20 protein-coding genes and 1 tRNA gene are annotated in these 21,021 nt (G+C 55.9%); 13 read left to right on the top strand and 8 right to left on the bottom strand.

Features of this window, described 5'->3' with window-relative positions:
* Positions 1-4: 4 nt before the first annotated feature.
* Genes NF685_RS04710 through NF685_RS04700 form a run of 3 tightly spaced genes read right to left on the bottom strand, consistent with a single transcriptional unit; the run spans position 5 to position 2,285 of the window.
* Positions 5-619, bottom strand: a complete 615-nt coding sequence (locus tag NF685_RS04710) for a response regulator transcription factor (protein ID WP_252848775.1) — start codon at positions 617-619, stop codon at positions 5-7.
* Entirely contained in the window at positions 616-1,710 is a 1,095-nt protein-coding gene (locus NF685_RS04705; protein ID WP_252848774.1) for a sensor histidine kinase, read from the bottom strand. Before NF685_RS04705 ends, NF685_RS04710 begins: the two co-directional genes overlap by 4 nt.
* Complete coding sequence (locus NF685_RS04700; RefSeq protein ID WP_252848773.1) at positions 1,707-2,285, bottom strand: hypothetical protein; 579 nt, start codon at positions 2,283-2,285, stop codon at positions 1,707-1,709. Before NF685_RS04700 ends, NF685_RS04705 begins: the two co-directional genes overlap by 4 nt.
* 492 nt (positions 2,286-2,777) lie before the next feature.
* On the opposite strand from NF685_RS04700, the gene NF685_RS04695 reads away from it, so the two are divergent.
* Together NF685_RS04695 and NF685_RS04690 are read left to right on the top strand one after the other, a co-directional pair.
* Positions 2,778-3,242 carry a hypothetical protein gene (locus tag NF685_RS04695; RefSeq protein WP_252848772.1) on the top strand — a complete coding sequence of 155 codons (465 nt, stop codon included), beginning with the start codon at positions 2,778-2,780 and terminating at the stop codon, positions 3,240-3,242.
* Between the two features lie 250 nt (positions 3,243-3,492).
* Entirely contained in the window at positions 3,493-3,942 is a 450-nt protein-coding gene (locus NF685_RS04690; protein WP_252848771.1) for a hypothetical protein, read from the top strand.
* Positions 3,943-4,020: 78 nt separating this feature from the next.
* On the opposite strand, the gene tyrS is transcribed toward NF685_RS04690, so the two are convergent.
* Entirely contained in the window at positions 4,021-5,277 is a 1,257-nt protein-coding gene (gene tyrS / locus NF685_RS04685; protein WP_252848770.1) for a tyrosine--tRNA ligase, read from the bottom strand.
* A 145-nt stretch (positions 5,278-5,422) separates the two neighbouring features.
* Positions 5,423-6,088 (bottom strand): alpha/beta hydrolase, encoded by a 666-nt coding sequence (locus NF685_RS04680; RefSeq protein ID WP_222548026.1) that lies wholly within the window; start codon positions 6,086-6,088, stop codon positions 5,423-5,425.
* Positions 6,089-6,555: 467 nt separating this feature from the next.
* Here NF685_RS04680 and NF685_RS04675 point away from each other — a divergent pair, with 467 nt between their 5' ends.
* From NF685_RS04675 to NF685_RS04645, 7 genes are all read left to right on the top strand, one after another.
* A complete protein-coding gene (locus NF685_RS04675; protein WP_252848769.1) occupies positions 6,556-7,665 on the top strand; it encodes a cysteine desulfurase family protein in 1,110 nt (369 codons plus the stop codon).
* Entirely contained in the window at positions 7,662-8,810 is a 1,149-nt protein-coding gene (locus NF685_RS04670; RefSeq protein ID WP_252848768.1) for a cysteine desulfurase family protein, read from the top strand. Before NF685_RS04675 ends, NF685_RS04670 begins: the two co-directional genes overlap by 4 nt.
* Positions 8,811-8,833: 23 nt before the next feature.
* Positions 8,834-9,148 carry a ferredoxin family 2Fe-2S iron-sulfur cluster binding protein gene (locus NF685_RS04665; RefSeq protein WP_222548023.1) on the top strand — a complete coding sequence of 105 codons (315 nt, stop codon included), beginning with the start codon at positions 8,834-8,836 and terminating at the stop codon, positions 9,146-9,148.
* 57 nt (positions 9,149-9,205) lie between these two features.
* The gene (mnmA, locus tag NF685_RS04660; protein WP_222548022.1) at positions 9,206-10,270 is read left to right on the top strand and encodes a tRNA 2-thiouridine(34) synthase MnmA; all 1,065 of its coding nucleotides are present in this window, start codon (positions 9,206-9,208) and stop codon (positions 10,268-10,270) included.
* Between the two features lie 12 nt (positions 10,271-10,282).
* Positions 10,283-10,942 carry a glutathione S-transferase gene (locus NF685_RS04655; RefSeq protein WP_252848767.1) on the top strand — a complete coding sequence of 220 codons (660 nt, stop codon included), beginning with the start codon at positions 10,283-10,285 and terminating at the stop codon, positions 10,940-10,942.
* A 459-nt stretch (positions 10,943-11,401) separates the two neighbouring features.
* A complete protein-coding gene (gene dksA, locus NF685_RS04650) occupies positions 11,402-11,815 on the top strand; it encodes an RNA polymerase-binding protein DksA (RefSeq protein WP_222548020.1) in 414 nt (137 codons plus the stop codon).
* 69 nt (positions 11,816-11,884) lie between these two features.
* A tRNA-Thr gene (locus NF685_RS04645) sits at positions 11,885-11,959 on the top strand.
* Positions 11,960-12,985: 1,026 nt separating this feature from the next.
* On the opposite strand, the gene NF685_RS04640 is transcribed toward NF685_RS04645, so the two are convergent.
* On the bottom strand, positions 12,986-13,384 hold the full coding sequence (locus NF685_RS04640; protein ID WP_222548019.1) for a hypothetical protein: 399 nt from the start codon (positions 13,382-13,384) through the stop codon (positions 12,986-12,988).
* 629 nt (positions 13,385-14,013) lie between these two features.
* Here NF685_RS04640 and NF685_RS04635 point away from each other — a divergent pair.
* From NF685_RS04635 to NF685_RS04625, 3 genes are all read left to right on the top strand, one after another.
* Complete coding sequence (locus NF685_RS04635; RefSeq protein ID WP_252848766.1) at positions 14,014-15,120, top strand: PAS domain-containing protein; 1,107 nt, start codon at positions 14,014-14,016, stop codon at positions 15,118-15,120.
* Between the two features lie 8 nt (positions 15,121-15,128).
* On the top strand, positions 15,129-15,587 hold the full coding sequence (locus NF685_RS04630) for a response regulator (RefSeq protein WP_222548017.1): 459 nt from the start codon (positions 15,129-15,131) through the stop codon (positions 15,585-15,587).
* 700 nt (positions 15,588-16,287) lie between these two features.
* Complete coding sequence (locus NF685_RS04625) at positions 16,288-17,793, top strand: Hint domain-containing protein (RefSeq protein ID WP_252848765.1); 1,506 nt, start codon at positions 16,288-16,290, stop codon at positions 17,791-17,793.
* Between the two features lie 289 nt (positions 17,794-18,082).
* Here the strand turns inward: NF685_RS04625 and NF685_RS04620 are convergent, their stop codons facing one another.
* Together NF685_RS04620 and NF685_RS04615 are read right to left on the bottom strand one after the other, a co-directional pair.
* The gene (locus NF685_RS04620; protein ID WP_252848764.1) at positions 18,083-18,883 is read right to left on the bottom strand and encodes an SDR family NAD(P)-dependent oxidoreductase; all 801 of its coding nucleotides are present in this window, start codon (positions 18,881-18,883) and stop codon (positions 18,083-18,085) included.
* A gap of 134 nt (positions 18,884-19,017) precedes the next feature.
* On the bottom strand, positions 19,018-19,809 hold the full coding sequence (locus tag NF685_RS04615) for an SDR family NAD(P)-dependent oxidoreductase (protein WP_252848763.1): 792 nt from the start codon (positions 19,807-19,809) through the stop codon (positions 19,018-19,020).
* 437 nt (positions 19,810-20,246) lie between these two features.
* Between NF685_RS04615 and NF685_RS04610 the strand changes: the two genes are divergently transcribed.
* Positions 20,247-20,510: a putative hemolysin gene (locus tag NF685_RS04610; RefSeq protein ID WP_252848762.1), complete on the top strand. Its 264-nt coding sequence runs from the start codon at positions 20,247-20,249 to the stop codon at positions 20,508-20,510.
* The last annotated feature ends 511 nt before the right edge of the window (positions 20,511-21,021 follow it).

Here is a 21,021-nt window from a genome sequence, read left to right as displayed (position 1 = left end):
GCGTTCAGAGCCAGCCGTTCCGGCGTGCAATCCGGCTGGCTTCGACCCGGTTGCGGGCTCCTATTTTCTGGATGATGTCTGAGAAGCAGTTGCGAAGCGACCCGGGCGAAAGCTCGAACAGGGTCGCAATCTGTTCGGTCGAGCGGCCGGACTCAACCATGCGTAGTATGGCCCGATCACGGGAATTCAGCGGATCGAGCGTCGCATCCCATACCTGTTGTGCAAGTGTTGGATCGATGGCCCTCCCGCCGCGTCCGACATTGCGTAAGGCATCGGCAAGCGCGCTCACAGGCGCATCCTTGAGGAGATAACCCCTGACGCCTGCATTAAGTGCCCGCTTCATATACCCGGCGCGTGCGAAGGTCGTGATAATCGCCACTACCGTTCTGGCTTTTTCCGCCTGAAGGGTCTCGGCAATCTCTATGCCGCTCATTTCCGGCATTTCGATATCGGTGAGGAGAATATCCGGACGCGCGGACCTGACGAGGTCGAGAGCCTCCCTGCCATGACGCGCCTTGCCAACGATTTCGATATCCGGCTCCATGGCGAGCAGCGCAGCCAGTGCATCGAGAAGCATGACTTGATCTTCAGCCAGAACGAGGCGCAGTTTTTGCCTCATGAGGCATCTCCGAGCGTGATGACGAGTGTCGTCCCGTCCTGCCGATGAAGAAGGTTCAGAGACCCTCCCGCCTCGGCAAGCCGTGCACGCATGCCGCTTATACCATTTCCTTCCCGGAATGATAACGAAATATCAATGTTCTGATGGGCGGGGCCGACATGACTGACGTTGAAATCCTCGATCGTGATGCGGTACTTGCCCTCCAGACTGCGTGCAAAGCTCACTGCGCAGCGGATTGCTTTGGTATGACGTAGGATATTGGTTATGGACTCACGCAGGCAGCCAGCCAGAAGGTTGTCATATCGTGACGGTATCGACGCGATATCGCCTTCGATCTCGACTTCTATACCGGCATTCCGCAGCGTGGCGGTGCCCGAAGCGCATTCTTCGGTAAGTGTCCTGATTTGCATGGCTGAGACGACGAAGCGTGTTTCGGCAAGTGCCTCCCGGGCCTTTTCGCCAATCTCGCGGAGTTCCTGTTCAACCAGGTTCGGTCCCAGGGGGATGTAACGCAAGGCGAGATCTGATTTCATTGCGATCAGGGTCAGTGAATGACCGAGCGTGTCATGCAGGTCGCGTGCGAAACGCTCTCGTTCGGCGAGGAGAGTCAGGGCACGGATTTCTGCCTGAGCCCGTGCGAGAGCAATGTTCTGCCTGTTAAGGTCCACCGCCATCCGTGTTCCGGCAAAACTGCCTGTTGTAACGATGAGCGTAATCGCCTCACCGATCACGGTCTCATGAACACGAATACCCAGCAGGAGATAGACGATCATCGAGGCAATCAGAAGAGCAAGACCATGCCTTCTGTTTTCGATGGCACCGCATGTCGCCCCGGCTGAGATGAAAAAGACTCCCCAATACCCACCGAAAGGAATGAGTGCAGTGCCGATCGCTGCATAACCGGCAATACGCCAGATAACCGGTGCATTGAGGCCGGCAGTAAGCGCAGGCAACACCATGAAGAGCGTAGCGCCAGCGAAGAACGCAACGATGGCAATTGGCCCTGTTCCGGTGGCGAGCCAGGGCAGGGGATAAAGCAGGAGATAGATACCAAAGAATCCTCGCCTGATAATCTGCGAAGCGGGCTTCATCGATGTACGTTCTCTGCCGATGTTTCGATTGTCGCGGGGATTGTAAGTTTAGCTATCCTGCCACGCCCCAACCGAATTGCTGCGCCAACCCACAAAGAGAGCGCCGTTCCGAGGCCTGCAATACCCCCGTGTATGGATGGGGAAAAGGCTAGGGCGATGAGGGAAAGACCAACGATGGCAATCCCGGTCCACGTATGCACCGGCTCGTTCATTGATCGGCCCAATGGAACATAGGATCCGCCGATGATTGTTCCGGTCGTGACGAGCATAAGATCGGGGCGATGGATTGCCGAAAGCCCCATCCCGCTGAGAAACAGGAGGATGAAGCGCAAAAGGCGGGTGCGTCTGGCAAGTACAGGGTCATGGATGTATTCGGGCCGTCGGGATGTCAGATCACGGGCAAGGAACCCCCATGCAAGTACGAGTGTGATCCCAGTGATAAGCCCAAGGCATGTGGGCAACGGTAATCGGAGTGCTGTTGTGCCGCGTATGGCCCACAACGCGGCAAAAACGAGGCCAGACAGATCGTTCAGGGCGTACCGCCAGAGTGATTGGGTGGGGGAGCGGCGAACCATACAGATCTCCTGTCGGAATGAACTTCATGATCAGAATGAAGTGTCGCAATATGCTTCGACAGTGTGCTGTGTCATGGCTCAAAAATGACGCGGGATTACTTGCAGGTTATGTGGCACGGTGCTGCCTCATTCAGAAGCCGAGAAATGTGCTACCTGTGCAAAAGTGATTAGTGGAGCTAACGCGAGAATTCGAGTCGTTTTGGAGTAGGGCGACGGTCAGAAGAAGTTATTTATGGGGAGCATGGCTGGGGGTAAGGAGCGGTCTTCTTCTTTATTTGTAGAAATATTTTATTGGCTCATAAAAATATCGAAAGACAATAAATATAATGAAAAAATGAGCATCTGCATTATTTTTGATAGCGATGACATTGTTTTTATTTGTGTTGATGGAAAAACAGATTATATCCTGGTTATGTTCATGGGTATTGGCCATGAAGAAAGCGCATAATCGATTTACTTTGGAAAATATATTGTTGAAAGATATGATATAACTTGTTTGGTTGTTACGACACGCAAGAAAAACTGGTATTATTTACACAACATGCATACCGCACTACGTATTATGCGGCAGATTTTGTAAAATATAGTCAGGTAATCACTATGGGTCTTTCTGCCGGTGCGCACGCTGCAATCAAGTATTCAAGAATTACTTCTTTGAAGAGGACTTTAGCATTAGGACTGCAACTGACCATAGACGATCAGGAGGGAAACGCTATTCCTGAATGGGCAGCGCTATGCGAACCGTCCATGCGCGGTATGGGGCTAAAACCCGACGATCTTCACGGAAGCATATTTGCCCTCTTTGACCGGGCTCACCAAGGGGATGCTTATACAGTCGAACACTGGCTCGATTATGCCCGTGATCGTCCACACGTCGATGTGGCGTCAACCAACGTTCCAAGCGCTGGTCATATAGTTTATGAAGTCTCAAAGGAAGTCGTAATCTCAAAGAGCTAATCGACATGCTGGTCGGGCCCGATACTGCGGAAGACTGTGCATGGCGACTGCAGAAAGCGACATCGCTTTTTCGCCAAGCGAACACGACGAATCTCTATAACCGGATTGCCAACGGCTGTTACAGGCGCCCTAAACTTGTTTATGATATACTCGTCAGTCCTTGCTTAAGAGAGGATTTCCAGTTTCGGGATATTCTGCGCGATGAGACACTTTTATTCAGGGTCTGCACTCGTCTGAGTGAAAAGGCTACGTGAGCGAAGCGCAAATTCTTCTGCGTGGTCTTGTCGATTATCACGCATCAGGCATTTATCAACCGGAAGGGGAAGACCACCCGATTATGGGTGTTCCAGTGATGCTCGATCATCGCGGGAGGACGCTTGGGTATTCCGCAGGGGGAAGACAATTCACAAGCTCGAATGTCTTATGGATGGAAGGCGACGCCACACCTGTCAGCCTGACTTATGTCGACAGGATTGCCTATCCCTGTATCTCCGTATTGGGGAAGAGGCTTTTTCTTGATCTGGAAGAGGGGCGAGTGCAGGCAGTAACGGCACCTGGGCGGTTGCGCGCGCGCTGTCGCGGGACAACTTGCGGAATACAGGACGATGCCTCACGCTACCTGACTGTCATAGGGGATCGCGAAATGGCCTGGTCAGCATGCCAGCTTTCATACGAGACATTCTCGGTGGTGACAATCTAGCCGATTTAGCTGATGTCGGTTCTGACGTATGGCTCGTAAAAGCCGGGGAAGGGTTCCCCGGCATATCAGTTTGTCTCGTTAGACCGGCTTGAGCAGAAGATGACGCTTCTTTCCGGAAGAGAGCTTGAGAACGCCATCAACGATATCTTCGAGGCCAATCACCCTGTTTTCGTCTTGGACCGGCAGGTCGTTGAGGCGAGCGCCGCCCCCTCTGATGAGGCGTCGTGCTTCGCTGTTCGTCGCGACAAGTCCTGACTCGCCGAAAAGACGAAAAGCCGGAATGCCTGCTTCAAGGGCGCTGCGCGGCAGATCGCGCGAGGGCAGATCTGCCACGAGGGTGCCAGCTTCGAAAACCTGACGAGCCGTTTCCGCAGCGGCCTGTGCGGCGTCGCGCCCGTGACAGATTGCGGTGGCTTCAGTTGCAAGGACTTTCTTGGCTTCGTTGATATCGGCGCCCTGCAATGCCCCAAGGCGTTCGCATTCCTCGACCGGGAGATCGGTGAAGAACTTGAGGAAACGTCCGACATCGGCATCTTCGGTGTTACGCCAGAATTGCCAGTATTCGAAAACGGGCAGCTTTTCTGCACTGACCCAGGTGGCACCATTGGCCGATTTACCCATCTTGGCACCGGAGGCTGTCGTAACCAGCGGGGTGGTCAGACCGAAAACCTGTTTGCCGTCGGTGCGTCGGGCAAGATCGATACCGGCCACGATGTTGCCCCACTGATCGGACCCGCCCATCTGCAATACGGCTCCGTGACGACGGTTTAGTTCGCGGAAATCGTAGGATTGCAGAATTGAATAGTTGAATTCGAGAAAGGTGAGTCCCTGCTCACGGTCAAGCCGCTGCTTGACGCTCTCGAAGGAAAGCATGCGGCTGATGGAGAAATGAACGCCTACATCCTGAAGCAGATCAATATAGGACAGGCGGTCGAGCCAGTCGGCATTGTTGACGAGGATGGCATCGCTGCGGCCGGAGCCGAAATCCAGGAACTGGCGCAGGCTGACTTCGATGCCGCCGAGATTATGCGCAAGTTTCTCGGGGCTCATCAGAGCCCGTGCCTCGTCACGAAACGAGGGATCGCCGATTTTGGCTGTGCCGCCGCCCATCAGGGCAATCGGACGATGACCGTGCTTCTGCATCAGACGCAGCATCATGATCGAAAGCGCATTGCCCACATGCAGGGAGTCCGCTGTCGGATCGAACCCGATATAGCCTGTTACCGGTCCGGTACACATTGCCTCATCGAGAGCGGCGAGATCTGTGCACTGGAAAATATAGCCCCGAGCGTCAGCCTCTTTCAGGAAAGGACTTTTCAGCGCGTGCTCTGCCATATCGGTTCATCCACTTTGAAGTACGGTTACAGGGTGCGCCTCCTAGCACGAAACCGCAGGAAATCCGACCATGCAGGGTGATGAGGCATAAAAAACAAAAAAGGCGGGGACCAGCCCCGCCTTGATTGGTTTGCGGATCGGTCGTTCAGTCGGCAGCGATAGCCAGAACGCGACGGTTACGCATGACCGTGACATGATCCTCGAGAGCGAATGCCACCTTCTCTGCCTCGCTGGCAAAGATATGATTTGCGCCCTCGAATACGCGATAATCGACTTCGACGTTCTTTTGCGTATTGAGCTTGTCGACTAGCTTCTTGATGCCGGGCTCCGGGGCCATGTCATCCTTGTCTCCGGCGATCATCAGGCCACCGCAGGGACAGGGGGCAAGAAAGCCGAAATCGTAATCATTGGCTGGCGGTGCAACGCTGATCCAGCCACTGATCTCGGGGCGACGCATCAGCAACTGCATGCCAACGAAGGCACCGAAGGAATAGCCGGCAATCCACAACTCGCTGGAGTTCGGATTGACCATCTGCATCCAGTCGAGCGCGGCAGCCGCATCCGAAATCTCGCCGATACCGCCGTCATAGCGACCCTGCGAGCGTCCTACGCCGCGCGAGTTATAACGCATGACGGAAAAACCCATTTTCTCGAACGACCGGTACATCGTGTAGGTGATGCGGTTGTTCATGGTGCCGCCATGCAGCGGATGAGGATGCAGGACCAGAGCGAGCGGCGCATTGGGCTCATCAGAATGGTGGTAGCGACCCTCCAACCGGCCATCAGGGCCGGCGAACATGACTTCTGGCATCAAAATGCTTCCGAATTATACTCCTGTCCGCGTGAAACCGCGGCAGGAGTGTTGTGTTTTTTATGGGAAATGAAACTGATCCCGACAATCCGGAGCAACGATCGCCCGGAAAGCCGACAGGATCAGGTCATGATGAATGGCGCGATGTCGTCAGCGGAAAAGGGCCGTAAGCGCACGTATCGCAAAAGAAGCTGGTCGGGCATGAAAACCATATAGGGATTCGGCAGGCGTTGAAACGCGCATGGACTAGCTCCTCAACGGTGAGAGGATATCGCATCGATATCCCCCGGAAGTGGCGCAGGACCCCGGGCGGGAATGGTACGTCCCGGATCGCTCATCACGCCATCATTGGCGCTGTGTATAACGAGGGCGAGGGGTGGAATTCCACACAAATCGTCATAACACGTCATTTCCGTCTTCTGTGGTTTTGACTTGCGCTTCCTCATTACAAACCGATCTATAGGCCGATGAGCGTTTATCTTGATGCCAATGCCACGGAAATCCTTCGCGACGAAGCCAGGCGAGCCATGCTCGACGCGCTCGATCCGAAAGGCAATCCTTCCTCCGTTCATGGGCCGGGAAGGCAGGCAAGGCGTATCCTCGAAGAGGCACGCGACCGGCTCGCCGGGTACTGGAAAGCCGGTCCCGAGCAGATCGTCTTTACGTCCGGGGGGACAGAAGCCAACATGCTGGCGGTCCATGCTTTCGGCCAGGGCGATGCCGGTCCGGACAAGGCGCGTCGCCTTCTGATCGGTGCGACCGAGCACGATGCCATCAGAATGGCTTCTCCGCAGGCCGTGACTCTGCCGGTACATGAGGATGGCAGGCTTTGTCTGGAGGCGCTAGAACAGGCGCTGCGCCAGAACGGGCCGGCCCTGGTATGTGTGATGGCGGCCAATAATGAGACAGGTATCCTGCATCCGATCGATGCGATTGTCTCCGTCTGCGCCCGATATGATGCCAGACTCCATGTCGATGCCGTGCAGATTGCAGGGCGCCTGCCTTTCTCCCTCGCTGGACTGACCAGCCTTGCGATCTCGGGTCACAAGGCCGGGGGGATCATGGGAGCGGGAGCACTTGTGTTGGGGGCCGAAGGGCATATCCCTCCCATGATCAGGGGAGGTGGGCAGGAGCGGGGGCGACGCGGCGGCACACAGCCTCTGCCTGCCATCGCCAGTATGGTGGCTGCCTATGAGGCTGCCCGACAGCAGGACTGGTCGGTCATAGCGCGACTGCGCGACCGTATAGACGAGGCCGCTCTTGCCAGCGGAGCCCGTATTGCAGGCGACCGCATTGCGCCGAGACTGCCCAATACGACCTCCTTGATCCTATGGGGGGTGCCTGCACAGACGCAGCTGATGATGCTTGATCTGGCAGGTTTTGCGGTCTCGACAGGATCTGCCTGTTCATCGGGCAAGGTGTCCGCTTCTCACGTGTTGCAGGCCATGGGACTCGGTCAGGGGGCGGCCAGTGCCATACGTGTCTCGCTACCATGGAATACGACAGAGGCGCAGATCGAGGCATTTATTGCGGCTTATCAGTCGATGGCCGCGCGTCTTGGAAGCAAGGCAGCATGATCTATCTGGATAATCAGGCAACGACACGATGCGACCCCGCAGTGGTCGGGGCGATGCTTCCCTGGTTTGGCGACTATTACGGCAATCCGCATAGCGACTCCCACGAGGCAGGACTTCTTGCAGCGCGGGCGGTCGAGCTGGCGCGAGAGCAGGTTGCCGGTCTGATCTGCGCCCAGCCGAGAGAAATCGTTTTTACCTCCGGTGCTACCGAGGCGAACAACATCGCCATCAAAGGGACAGTACGTCATCTCGCGCGACGCAATACCACGCGACGTCGGGTCATTACTGTCGCGACGGAGCATAAATGCGTGCTCGAATCCGTACGCTCGCTCGCCAGTGAAGGATTCGAGCCTGTCATTCTGCCTGTGATGCACGACGGTCGTCTCGATCCCGGGGTGCTGGCCGAAGCACTGACCGTGCCGACTGCGCTGGTCAGCATCATGGCCGCCAATAACGAAACCGGTGTATTGCAGGATATCGCCGGGCTTGGCGCAATGGTGAGAGCGGCGGGCGCTCTGTTTCACAGCGATGCCGCCCAGGCGGTGGGAAAGACCGCACTTTCCTGCGAGGCGGTCGATCTGATGTCGATCTCCGGACACAAGATCTACGGTCCCAAGGGGGTCGGGGCCCTGTATGTGAGGCATCGCCCGCGTGTGCGCCTCGAACCGCTTTTTTCTGGCGGTGGCCAGGAACGGGGCCTGCGCTCCGGCACACTGCCAACGCCGCTGATTGTCGGGTTTGGCAAGGCGCTCTCTCTTGCCGGCGAAATGCGTGAGAGCGATGAAACGCGCACAGGGGCCCTGCGTGCAGAATTGCTCGCAGGCTTGCAGACGATCTTTCCCGGTCTGCAAGTGAACGGACAGGACGCGCCGAGAGTGAGCGGCGCACTGAACCTTTGCCTGCCTGAGGGGATCGAGGCCCGTGCGCTGATTGCGGCCATGCCGGATGTGGCGGTTTCCACGGGTTCCGCCTGTACCTCGGCGGAAATCGTTCCGTCCTATGTCCTGACGGCCATGGGGCTCGATGCGAAAGACGCAGCACGATGCTTGCGTATGGCGGTCGGACGCTTTACCTCCACGCGCGAGATCGTGCAGGCCCTGGATCGGTTCCGGGAGGCCGCCTGCGAGGTCTATCGCGCCTCGTAACGAAGAAGCAGGGTAATCAAAACATGCCACATATGATTTTTGTCGAGCAGGACGGAACCCGCAAGGAAGTCGACGCACCTGTCGGTCTTTCCGTTCTCGAAATTGCACACAAGCACGATATCGAGCTTGAAGGGGCCTGCGAAGGATCGCTTGCCTGTGCCACCTGCCATGTGGTGGTCGATCCAGCATGGGCCGACAAGCTTTCCGCCCCGACCGACGACGAGGAAGATATGCTCGATCTGGCTTTCGGCCTCGAAAAGACTTCCCGTCTGGGCTGTCAGATCGTTATGACCGATGCGCTGGACGGCCTGGTCGTTCGTCTGCCCAAGTCGTCCTGAGCCTTAACTTCCCTGATCCTCAACGTCATCGTCATTCAACGTCTGTAGAGAGACCTCATGCGTATCCTAGTTGCCATGTCAGGAGGCGTGGATAGTTCCGTAGTGGCCGCCCTTCTGAAACAGGAAGGGCATGAGGTCATCGGGGCCACGCTTCAGCTCTACGATCACGGTCAGGCTGTATCCAAGCCAGGGGCCTGCTGTGCCGGGCGTGATATCCTCGACGCTCGCGCTGTGGCCGACCGGCTTGACATACCGCATTATGTGATCGACGCCGAAGAGCGTTTTCGCAGCAGCGTCATGGCGAGCTTTGCTGACAGCTATGCGCGTGGTGAGACCCCTGTGCCCTGTGTGGCCTGCAATCAGGGCGTCAAGTTTACCGATCTACTCAGCATGGCACGCGATCTTGGCTGCGAAGCGATGGCGACAGGTCATTATGTGCGTCGCATCGAGAGTGAAGGACGCACGGAGCTGCATCGCCCTTCCGATCTGTCGCGCGATCAGTCGTGGTTCCTTTTTGCCACGACACAGGATCAGCTGGACTATCTGCGCTTTCCCCTTGGCGATATGCCGAACAAGGACGCCGTGCGAGAGAAAGCCGAGGCGTTCGGTCTCTCCATCGCCGCCAAGCCCGATAGTCAGGATATCTGTTTCGTGCCGACCGGCACCTATGCCTCTGTTGTGGAGAAGCTTCGTCCGGAGACACATGGTACAGGCGAGATTGTCGATGAGACAGGGCGCGTTCTGGGTCAGCACGAGGGTATTGCACGCTATACGGTCGGGCAGAGCAAGCGCCTTGGCGATATCCACACGAAGGACGGCCGTCGCCAGATCGTCAAGCGTATCGACGCGACAACACGGCGTATTATCGTTGGGCCGAAAGAGAACGCAGGACGCGTCGATTTCGCCCTGCGCGACATGAACTGGCTGATCGATCCTCCAGAGGCTGGTGTGCGCTGTCATGTGCAGATCAGGGCGCGTGAAATTACGCGTGAGGCCTGGGTCTATCCCCTTGCGGGAGGCGCGCGCGTCGTATTGGATGAGGCAGCCATGCCTGCACCGGGCCAGGCCTGCGTTTTGTATCAGGGAAGCAGGGTTCTGGGTGGAGGCTTTATTCTCGCCTAGAAGGGGTCTGCCTTGGATCGTCTCGTTATCGGCACACGTCGCTATTCTTCATGGTCGCTGCGCGGCTGGCTTGCCGTCAGGGCCGCCGGGCTGGATGTGCAGGACGAGGTGATCGCCCTGCAAGGGGCGGGGCAAACGAGCGAAATCCACGCTCTCTCCTCCAATGGGCTCGTACCCTTTCTTGAGCATCAGGGTGCGCAGATCTGGGAAAGCCTCGCGATCTGCGATTACTGCGCAGAGTTCGCCCCGGCGCTCTGGCCCGAAAACCGTATAGCCCGCGCCATGGCCCGCAGTATCAGTGCTGAGATGCATGCGGGGTTCCGGGCTTTGAGACAGGCTCTTCCCATGAATCTGGGGCGAGAGAGACGCCCCCGGAACACGATGAGTGATGAGGTGGCTGCGGATATTGCGCGGGTCGACCGGATCTGGACCGAAGCACGAGAGCGTTTCGGAGCGGGAGGCGATCTTCTGTTCGGTGCAGAGATGACAATTCCCGACATCATGTTCGCACCGGTTGTTTCGCGCTTTACGTCTTATGCAATCGCGCTATCCCCGGCGGCCGAGGCCTATCGTCTTGCCATGCTCTCCCAGCCGCTCATGCAAGAATGGGCACGGCTTGCCGCTGCAGAACCCGAAGCATGGCATCTGGAGCGCTACGAGACAGTCGTATGACGTTGCGGAATTCAAGAACCGGTCCGTAATGTCCGGCAGGATCGGTGCTGCGTAGCGGGTGTGATCTGAAAAGCCAAAGCTTTGCCTGCAAGAGGTAAAGCTACACCTCGAAAATATGCTGATGCCGCAATGATTCCACTCTGGCGATGCTTCGTCCGGTGTGCGTGACTGCCTGCAATCAGGATGTGGGTTTATTGCTTTGCCTTCAAATATAGAGCTGTCGAGTTTTATATGTCCGTTTTATTGCAGTGGCAGAATTCATGGTTTTTTCAAAAACCGCCATGTGCAGTTTGCGCGTTTCTATAAGTTCGGGCTTGGCGAATGCTGAACACGCAGGTATAAGCCGCGCCAAACCAGCCATACCGTTATGCTCAGGATACGGGTTCAGACCCTTTTTTGATCCAGGGCGCAGCACGGCGCGGCAGGTCACAAAAAGACTTGCGTTAAGGACAGACGTGCATGATCACGCTCCCACCGGATTATCGGCCCTCCGACGACGAAGAGTTCATGAATCCGCTCCAGGTGGAATTCTTCAGGCAGAAGCTGCTCCGCTGGCGCAACGATCTGCTCAAGGAAGCCAATCTGACTCTCGCCAGCCTGTCGGAAGGCGGGATCCATGAGGCAGATGTGACAGATCGTGCAAGTGTCGAGACGGATCGTGCTCTGGAACTCAGAACGCGCGATCGGGCGCGCAAGCTGATCGGCAAGATCAACCTTGCCCTGCAGCGCGTCGAGAATGGCTCCTATGGCTACTGTGAAGAAACCGGTGAGCCGATCGGCCTGCGCCGTCTGGAAGCACGTCCTATCGCGACCATGTCGATCGAAGCGCAGGAACGTCACGAGCGGATGGAAAAAATTCATCGCGACGACTGAGAGTTTTAAAAAAAAGCGCTTTCAGGGGCTTGCAGCTTTCGGGCTGAGAAGCTACGAAGCGCTCCAGTTGCTGCTGTAGCTCAGTGGTAGAGCACTCCCTTGGTAAGGGAGAGGTCGCGAGTTCAATCCTCGCTAGCAGCACCATGATTTCCCTGACAATTTGTTGTAAGGCCTTCTGTGTCTTGTGTTCATTTGGACATGTCAGAAGGCGCCTTTTCGTTCTCGATATGGCTTAAAACAGACTCCTTGCTGAAGCGCTGCAGGGATTTGCGCGCCGTCTGCCCATACAGGACAGTCTAGCTCTCAGCCCCATTTGCTTTCAGCGGCCCGGGAGGCTTCCGGTATGCGGACATGGTCCTGGGCGGTTCACGTGCTCGATGCCCGCAGCTTCCGTCCTGTGTGCGCGTCATTCAGGCTATTGACCTGTCTCCTGATGCAGCCTGGAGTGTCGTTCTGTTCGTGAGCCGACGGAGTGACAAGGCCGTGAATGTGTGGCGTCGTCATAAAGATGTATCAAGCATAAACGCTGTAATCCCGCGTCTTATGCCATTTGATGTCTACTCCAGTTCTGGTGACAACCGGATTCGCTTTTGGGGAGCTCCTTAGCTCCTGAGGATCCGTAACCGAGTGCCTTGTTTACGATCGGATTAAATCATCGCATGTGGGCCACTTTACGAGATGGGTAATGATTCCTGCATCTGTTGCAAGAGCTGCACTATACCCGTGTGTGGCGGGTTATCGTTGCCTGTTCTCCGTAGTCGACACCCCGGAAGGGCGGGATCTTTCGGCACAAGAATGAGTCTGTTCGGGCAATGCTGTCGTAGCGTCATGCCCTGATGAACTCTGAATTGGCTTGTGGGGGAGGCTCGTGTGAGCGCCTGAGCTTTCATCGCCAGACACAGGGATGTCCAGCTAGCGTGGTCCGTTTGGTTGGAACAGACGATCCGATGATGTCGAGATTTCGGAGAAGCTTCCGGGATGCTTGTGGGCATCAAGCTGGGCATATGGGTGCGACACATATGCAGCACGTATCTGGAGGCGTGATAAGGCTTCCGTCAGATCTACAGGCACCTGAAACTGAAATGCGGCTATCCACCTGGTATTCAGAACGTCGCAAGGAAAAAAACCTGATCCGGCAGAGCGTCCTCATGCCGGACCAAGGTTGGCGAGTCAGTCGAACTTCTTTCTTGCGGGCAGGTCGATCGAGACAATGCCGACTTCGAGAGAGGTATGATCGTTCAGGACTTCCTCGATACGTGTCTGATCGGTAGGTGCGCATTCGACCACGATCACAGCACGCTCATGGGCCAGTCGTCCTTCTTCGTAATGAAGAACTTCGATCTCTCCGGTAACATTGGCCGGCGGTGGGTCATCCATCACCCAGGTGAATGTACCCTTGGGACGATGAAAGGCGTTCTGCGGCTTGATTGCGTCGAGAGGGTCGACCCCCTTCGGAATGCAGAACTGGTGGATAGCAGCGGCCGGAATGTCGCATCCGAGCAAGTCGTCGATGGCGGCTTGTGCATGAGACACAGTGTCGAACACCGCGAGAATTTTTGTCTGCATCATTCAATGCTCCATATCAGTCCGCAACGGCGGACGACTGAGTTAACCTGTGCAGACTAACAAGGTTATTCCCTCGTTATTATTTTGGTTCTGTTAATAATAATAAACATGAAAATATTATAATATGTCCCATAACTACTTTACGAACTGCCATGAATTGGCTTCTGATCGGCAGGTTTGAGTATGGACTGGGGGATGTTTCCCTCGGGGCATTCTGTATACGGCACAAACAACGTGCAACGCCCTCGTTCCAGCGCCAGGACTTACCGTGTTCGGCTGGATTGAACGGACTGGGGCGGTATTCACGGTATTTCCGCGTCAAGGCAAAGACAGTCGGTTGTCCGCTTGGATGTGGTGGTCGCTCTGCCTTCTCTTTCACCAGATCGGGTCCATCACGTGCCGCACCGTATCCTGCATATGTAAAGTGCAGATTTCGTCCGCTTATCGAGCAGAGTATCACGCCGTGCTTTATGCTGGAGTTGCTGCTCCTGGATAGGCCGATATCCTGGGTCACGCGGCACAGAGGTCAGTCTTTGCGAAGTAAGATGGATCGCCGGGAAGGTGTGAAACCCTCACCGTGGCCTGTCGTTTGATCTTCACGTGATGCCCTCCGGCAGTCACCGGAGGATTTCATGAAGCAGCGCGACGACTGGCATCTGACTGACGAGCTGGATTACCAGCAGGGGCGTGGCGACCCGTTCGCGGCGGCAGTGCGTGCGACCAGAATGCCGATGGTGATCACGGACCCCGGGCAGGACGATAATCCGATCGTGTTCTGCAATGTCGCGTTTCAGGAACTCACCGGTTACGACCGTGAAGAGATCATTGGCAGAAATTGCCGTTTTCTTCAGGGGCCGGACACCGACGCCGCCTCTGTAGCGCGCGTCAGAACGGCAATCGAAAACGGACACGACATCGATGTCGATCTGCTCAATTATCGTAAAGACGGCTCCACATTCTGGAATGCGCTTTATCTATCGCCTGTGCGGGATGACAAAGGGGAGATAAGGTTCTTTTTTGCCTCGCAGCTGGATGTGACCGAGCGCGTGCAGGCACAGCAGATCATCAGCCAGCAGAAAATTCTTGTTGAGCGCGAAGTCGAACGGCGCACGGCAGATTTGCGCGATGCCCTCGATGCCAAGACGATCCTTCTTCATGAAGTCGATCATCGGGTGAAGAACAACCTGACCATGATCGGTTCGCTGCTGAGACTTCAGGCGCGCACGATCGACGATCCTGCCATTGTGTCCAGACTGGGCAGCATGCTCGAGCGTGTGGATGCGCTGGCAGTCGTTCATCGTCAGCTTTACCAGTCAGAGGATATCAGGGCTTTCGATATCGGGTGCTTCGCCGAGAATCTCGCGCGCGACATCATCGGGTCCAGCGGTCGGACAGATATCAATCTCACACTCAATGTCCGCTCGCTTCTCGTTGCTTCGGCCCATGCCTCTGCGCTTGGTCTGATTCTGAACGAGATCCTGACAAATGCGATCAAACATGGATTTGCCGATGGACGACCGGGGAGCCTGTCCCTGTTCACCGGAAACGAAAACGGCACTGGAACGATCCGTATCTGCGATGATGGGCCGGGTATGCCTTCCGTACGCCGCACCAAAAGCATCGGCGCGGCGCTGATCACACGTCTTACCCGTCAGGTGCAGGCCGATGTCAGGTGGAGCGACAATGCGCCAGGCACTTGCGTGACCATAACTTTCCCGGGTGGTGAGGCATCTACATGAGTACGCCTATGGACGTCCTCATTGTCGAGGATGAAATGATCATCGCGATGGATATGGAAGCGCTTATCAGCGATAGCGGTCATGATGTTGTAGGCACGGCAGCCTCGCTGGACGAGGTCGAGGCTCTCCCTGCCGAACTCAACCCCCAGCTGGCGCTCGTCGATTTGCACCTTGCTCAAGGGTCTAGCGGGCTCGACGTCTGTGCTCATATCCAGCAACGCTGGCCTGAAGCGCTGATCGTATTCCTTACCGCGAATGTGTCCAAAATTCCGGAGGATTTCTCGGGTGCGCATGGGGTCATTGCCAAGCCGTTTTCGCACGCAGGGGTAATCAGCGCATTGCGCTATCTGTCTGAGGGGGTTTTCGATCCGCCTCCAACGATGCCTCGGCCGTCGAGCCTGCAGGCTTCGGATAATCTGCGCCGCCGATGGGCTGCAACTCGTACGCCGACCCAGTTTCCGACATAGTGCTGGAGTACAGAGCGCAACTGTTCCGGGTAAACACCTGTTGGCCAGACGGGACTTTTTTGAGCAGGGAAGGGCCAGTAAACTGCTCTCTGCCTGCGGAAGCGACTGGTCGCTACGAAAAATATACTCTGGCTAACATACGTCTCTGCGCATCAGCTTTGCTCAGCTCTGTATGGATGCATGGACGATCCGACTAATACGGCAGTCTATTCATTCCTGTGCTGCTCGCAGGCTTGATTCATCAAGGCAGGATGCGTCGCTCAGGGCCGCTATTGATGGCGATAGTCTGGCAAGCTGAATACTGCAGAGACAGTGCATGGCATATCCCTCTCTGTGCGGGGCATGCAGGATTAGTCTCGCATTCCTGCACGAGGCCGTAAGCTTCCGTCGGAAAAAATGCTGGCATCGGTTCCGGATTATCCCAACTCGATGTCCGATCATGCGGCACTGCGCTTATTGGATCGGCGGGAGGAGCAAGACCCCTGGGATCTACCCTTCATTCGACCACTCAGGCGCATAAGAGGTTTTTTAATGGTCTCGGTTGCTAAATAAAAAACGATTATTTATTCAATGCAAACAACATCTGCAAGTATAGATAATAACAAAACTGGATAGATTGAGGATTTATATTAATAAAGAGTTGATAAAATCACCCTGTATGATAGGAAATTCTGATAGATTGCAGCGTGGGGCTATACATATGTCAGAAAACGACAATGAAGATTCAATGAATCCGGCGGAAATCTTTTCTTCTTCGGGCGAGAGTGAATTGGCAATGCTCTCAGCATCGGACATGACGTCTCGCGTCAACGATGATTGTTACGGAGACGGCGAGGCTTACTTTACGAACGGAACCGTAAAAGTAAGTATCATTGGATCATCGCCCTATACCCGGCCGGGTGAAGTAAAGACCTTCAGGGTAGTTTCTCCCGTGGAGGTGGGCAGTAAACTGGAATATATGCTGTTCGCACAGTATGGCACGATACGCATGACTGCGTTTTTCGATGGCTCAACTACGACGATCTCGTTTTTTATAAAATTCGTTCGTGACCAGCGGACTGTCAATATCGTGTTCGATGGAAATCCGTTCGGATACCCTTTGAACAAGCGCGTCGAACTCCAGAATGTCAACGGAACGACGATTTATATAGGCGCCCTCACTGCGGTTGCCTGTTTTCTGAGGGGTACGTTGATCGAAACTCCTGATGGGCCGGTTCCGGTCGAGACATTATCGATCGGCGACAAGGTTGTTGCATATCGGGAAGGCAGCATCACGAACGAGCCGTTATGCTGGGTCGGAAAGCGGACGGTCCACGCTTATTCTGATGCCGAGCGTCCTGTCAGGGTGCGTGCTCATGCACTGGCTGATAATGTTCCTTCCAGCGATCTGCTCATTACGCCAGAGCATTGTCTTTATCTCGAACGGCATTTCGTTCCGGTGAGAATGCTCGTCAATGGCAGCAGTATCGTCATCGATCCCAATGTGACCTTCGATGTGTACCATATCGAAACGGAGCACCATGCCGTCATCAAGGCAAATGGTGCATTTACCGAGACATTTCTCGATACGGGAAATCGGTCCGGTTACTCCCAGTCGGGAGATGTTATCGGCGCGACGTTCAAGCCTCTGAAACGATGGGAGACCGATGCTGCTGCACCCCTCGGTATCGCGCGATCGCTGGTTGAGCCTCTGTACGACAAGCTGCGCGCGCGTGCGCAGAGCCTGAGCATGGCGGTCGGAAGGAAGCCCATCGCGATGACAGAGGACCCCGATCTTCACCTGGAAATCGGCCCGAAGATCTTCATCCGCCCCCTGCGGCGGACCGATAAGGGATATGTTTTCGAACTTCCAGCAGGTGTCAGAACCGTCTGGATTTGTTCACGCACAGGAAAGCCGAGCACGACGATAGGGCCCTTTGTCGATGATCGTCGTGATCTGGGTGTTCTGATCGGCGAAATCACGGTATACGGAAGCAGAGGAACGCGAGCCTGTAAGTATCATCTTGCTCAACGGCCGGTCGGTGGATGGCACGGCTACGAAAACAGCCTGTGCCGCTGGACGGCCGGGCGGGCGCGGCTCGATCTGGATGGGGTTTGCGACACCTCGCCCTCTTTGATGATGGTGACTATACTCGCAGCCGGCCCCTATCTCGAACAAGCAGAGGAAGAATGTCTGGCCAGCTCTTTGCTTGCTATGGCGTCCTGAAGCAGCTCATGACTGCAGTTGCATCAGTCATGCGGCAGTCATGCCGTGAACCGGCGCAGATATCTGCAACATTGTCATGACCTGATAGACAGAGCGGGGCGGGATGGCTGTTCCCGCGCAATCGATGCAAAGCTTCAGGCCGGTTTTCGTAAATGGCGCATGTCATCCCTGTGCGCGTCGAAAGGAAACGGTCTGGGGAGTCGATCTCCGTACGTGGGGCAGTCGCATCATGGCGCTGCTTGATAACGCCCCCATGCGCAGCAGCACTGCGCATGGGTTTTCGAAGACTTTAGAGAATACCGCCGGAGATCGGCATGGTGACGCCGGTGATGTAGCTTGCATCGTCACTCAGCAGAAAGGCGACCGTGCCCGGGATTTCTTCGATATCGCCCAGGCGACGCATCGGAACGCTGGAGATCATCTCTTTTTTCACAGTCTCGGGATCTGTCGAAAAATACTGGGTATTGGTCTTGGCCTGCAGCTCTGTCTGACGATCCCACATGAAGCCCGGCCCCATAAGGGCGGGGGCGATGCCGTTGACGCGGATATTATGCGGTGCAAGGTCCTTCGAAGCCACCTGCGTGAGACCCACGACGCCGAACTTCGACGATCCATAGGCCCCCATATTCGGCGGACCCTGCAAGCCAGCCATGCTGGCCGTGTTCACGATGCTGCCCGTGCGTCGTGCGACCATGCGACGTGACACGGCGCGCAGAACATGGAAAGCGCCGACCAGATCGATGTTGACGACGCGCTGAAAATCCTCAACCGGGTAATCCTGGATCGGTGCGAATGCGCCCTGATACCCGGCGTTGTTGAACAGCATGTCGATGGGGCCGACCGTCTTCTCGGCGTCATCGACCGCTTTTTCGACGCTGGCATAATCGGTGACGTCGCACAGGGCGGTCCCGATCTTGACCCCGAGGCCGGCGAGACTCTTCGCAGCCTCGTCGAGCTTGGCCTGGTCGAGGTCCAGCAGCACGACGTGGCTCCCCTCCTTCGCGAGGCGCCGCGCTACGGCGAGGCCGATATTACCCCCAGCGCCGGTCACGAGGGCCGTCTTGCCTGCAAAGCGTTTCGTATCACTCATCGTTCAATATCCTTCACGATCGCACCGGATTTTCGTGTTGCGCGGTGCAGCGCCGGGCACGTCTCTCCCAAGCGCCGGGAGAGACTGGCTGGCATGATTTTCTCACAATACGGGTAACGTCGCATTGCTATGCATCAAAGGGTTTTAAGCATTCCGCCATCGACGAAACAGGAAGACCCTACGCTGTAGGAGGCCTTGTCTGAACAGAGGAAGACAAAGAAATTCGCCAGTTCTTCAGGCGAGCCGAAACGCTTGATCGGTGCATGTTCGTCAGCAACGGATTGCAGGTAGTTTTCCCAGTCTCCGCCACTCTCCTGCGTCAGCTGTTTGGCTGTCTTGATCCAGTCCGGTGTCAGGATAAGACCGGGATTGATGCAATTGACGCGAATATTATCCTTGATGACCTCAGTCGATAGCGTCTTGGAGAACATCATCAGCGCCGCCTTGGTCACATTATAGATCGGTTCATACCACAGTGGCTGGGCAGCGCAGATGGACGCATTGTGAATGATGGCCCCGCCGCCGCGACGCTTCATGCCCGGCACAAGGCCCCGCGCAAGACGGATTGCAGCCATGACATGCAGATCCCAGTAGAACTGCCATTTCTCGTCGCTGGCCTCCATGATCGTTTCATTCGATCCCGTGCCCGCATTATTGACGAGAATATCAGCGCCGCCGAAAGCGGACTCTGTTTCGTTTACGATATGCGCAATTCCCTCGGGCGTTGCGACATCTGCGGAAACAGGCAGGCAGCGTACCCCGAAATCGCTGGCGAGCCGGCTTGCCGCGTCGTTCAGGCGTGCCTCGTCACGGGCGACCATCACGATATGTGCGCCTTCCCGGGCGAGACCTTCCGCCACTGCCAGACCGATGCCGACGCTGCCGCCTGTGATGACCGCGACCTTATCCTTGAGACCCATATCCATAGTTTCGACTTTCCTTGTCAGCGCGCCTGCAAACCGGAATGGGCAGGGCGGGATGGCACACAAGACGGGGGAATTCAGGCATGGGGAAGGAGGGGGAGCGTGCAAGTTTGAGTGTGCTTGAACACGCTATGGTGAGCAAAAGCTCCGTCAGGGATGCCCTCTAAGGCAATCCGGGTGCAACGTATTCCGGCTCCGCAGTTATACCGCGCAGCGCTACCGACAAGGTGACGCGATCAACCGCGTCAGGGCATGGTCTCGTCTCAGCAGTCATGCGCTTTCATGGCCGAAAGGAACAGTCGCTCTCAGATCCGATGTCATGCCTGCTCAGGGAATATGGTCCGTCTTTGGAAGAAGGGGCATCCTGTGGTCTCGACGTCTGGTTCTCTATTTGTCATGACGATGGCCTGTTCGAGCACGCTGCAGGGAGGATGATAACGATGAAATTCTGGCGTACGGCATTGGCTCTGGCTCCTGTCATGACGATGGGATCGCTGCTCACCGGATGCGGTGCCGATCATGCACCGAGACATCGGGCGATGCTTGCCAATCCAGCTTCGGTCTATTGCGAAAAACAGGGCGGAAAACTCGAAATCCGCCATGAGAAAGATGGTGATGTTGGCTATTGCCATCTCGCATACGGACGGGTCGTCGAAGAATGGGTGTTATATCGGGCTGCCCATAAGAAAGACGCGGCAAAATAAAAGATGCAAACATCAGGATGCCCGCAACCAAGGCAGCACGATGCAAGGGTGCCGCGTCAGGGAAGGATGTTTGAAGCCGGTTGCATTGCGCCGTCAGGGAGTCGCCGCGCCATTCAGAAATATCGCACTCGGTGTGCAGGGGGATGTTTCTGCGGTGGGGTGATTGTCACGGTAGACGTTTCGTGTGCCGGGGAAGGGGCGCGATAAAAGCGAAGGGCTCTCGGGCGGGGAATACTACAGGAAATTTAACCGATCGTTTCGAAACCGCAAAGCCTTGAGCGCGATCTCACGCAAGGGCAACGCAATCATGCACTGATCGCTTCTAGATCTGCCGACCCTCATGGGGTTACTGAGAAATGCATGGCCTATACAATAGATATTTGCATTTATTAGAACAACAATATGAAAAACAAAGTATCTGAATGACAATTTCAGATGCTGCCATCTATCTGTCATTCATCTGGAAGAATGACCATTATTCACACGAATAACACGCAAAATGTTATCTCTC

The sequence above is a fragment of the Asaia lannensis NBRC 102526 genome, from assembly GCF_024054035.1.
Taxonomy (GTDB): domain Bacteria; phylum Pseudomonadota; class Alphaproteobacteria; order Acetobacterales; family Acetobacteraceae; genus Asaia; species Asaia lannensis.
This window is presented reverse-complemented; position numbering and strand designations above follow the sequence as displayed.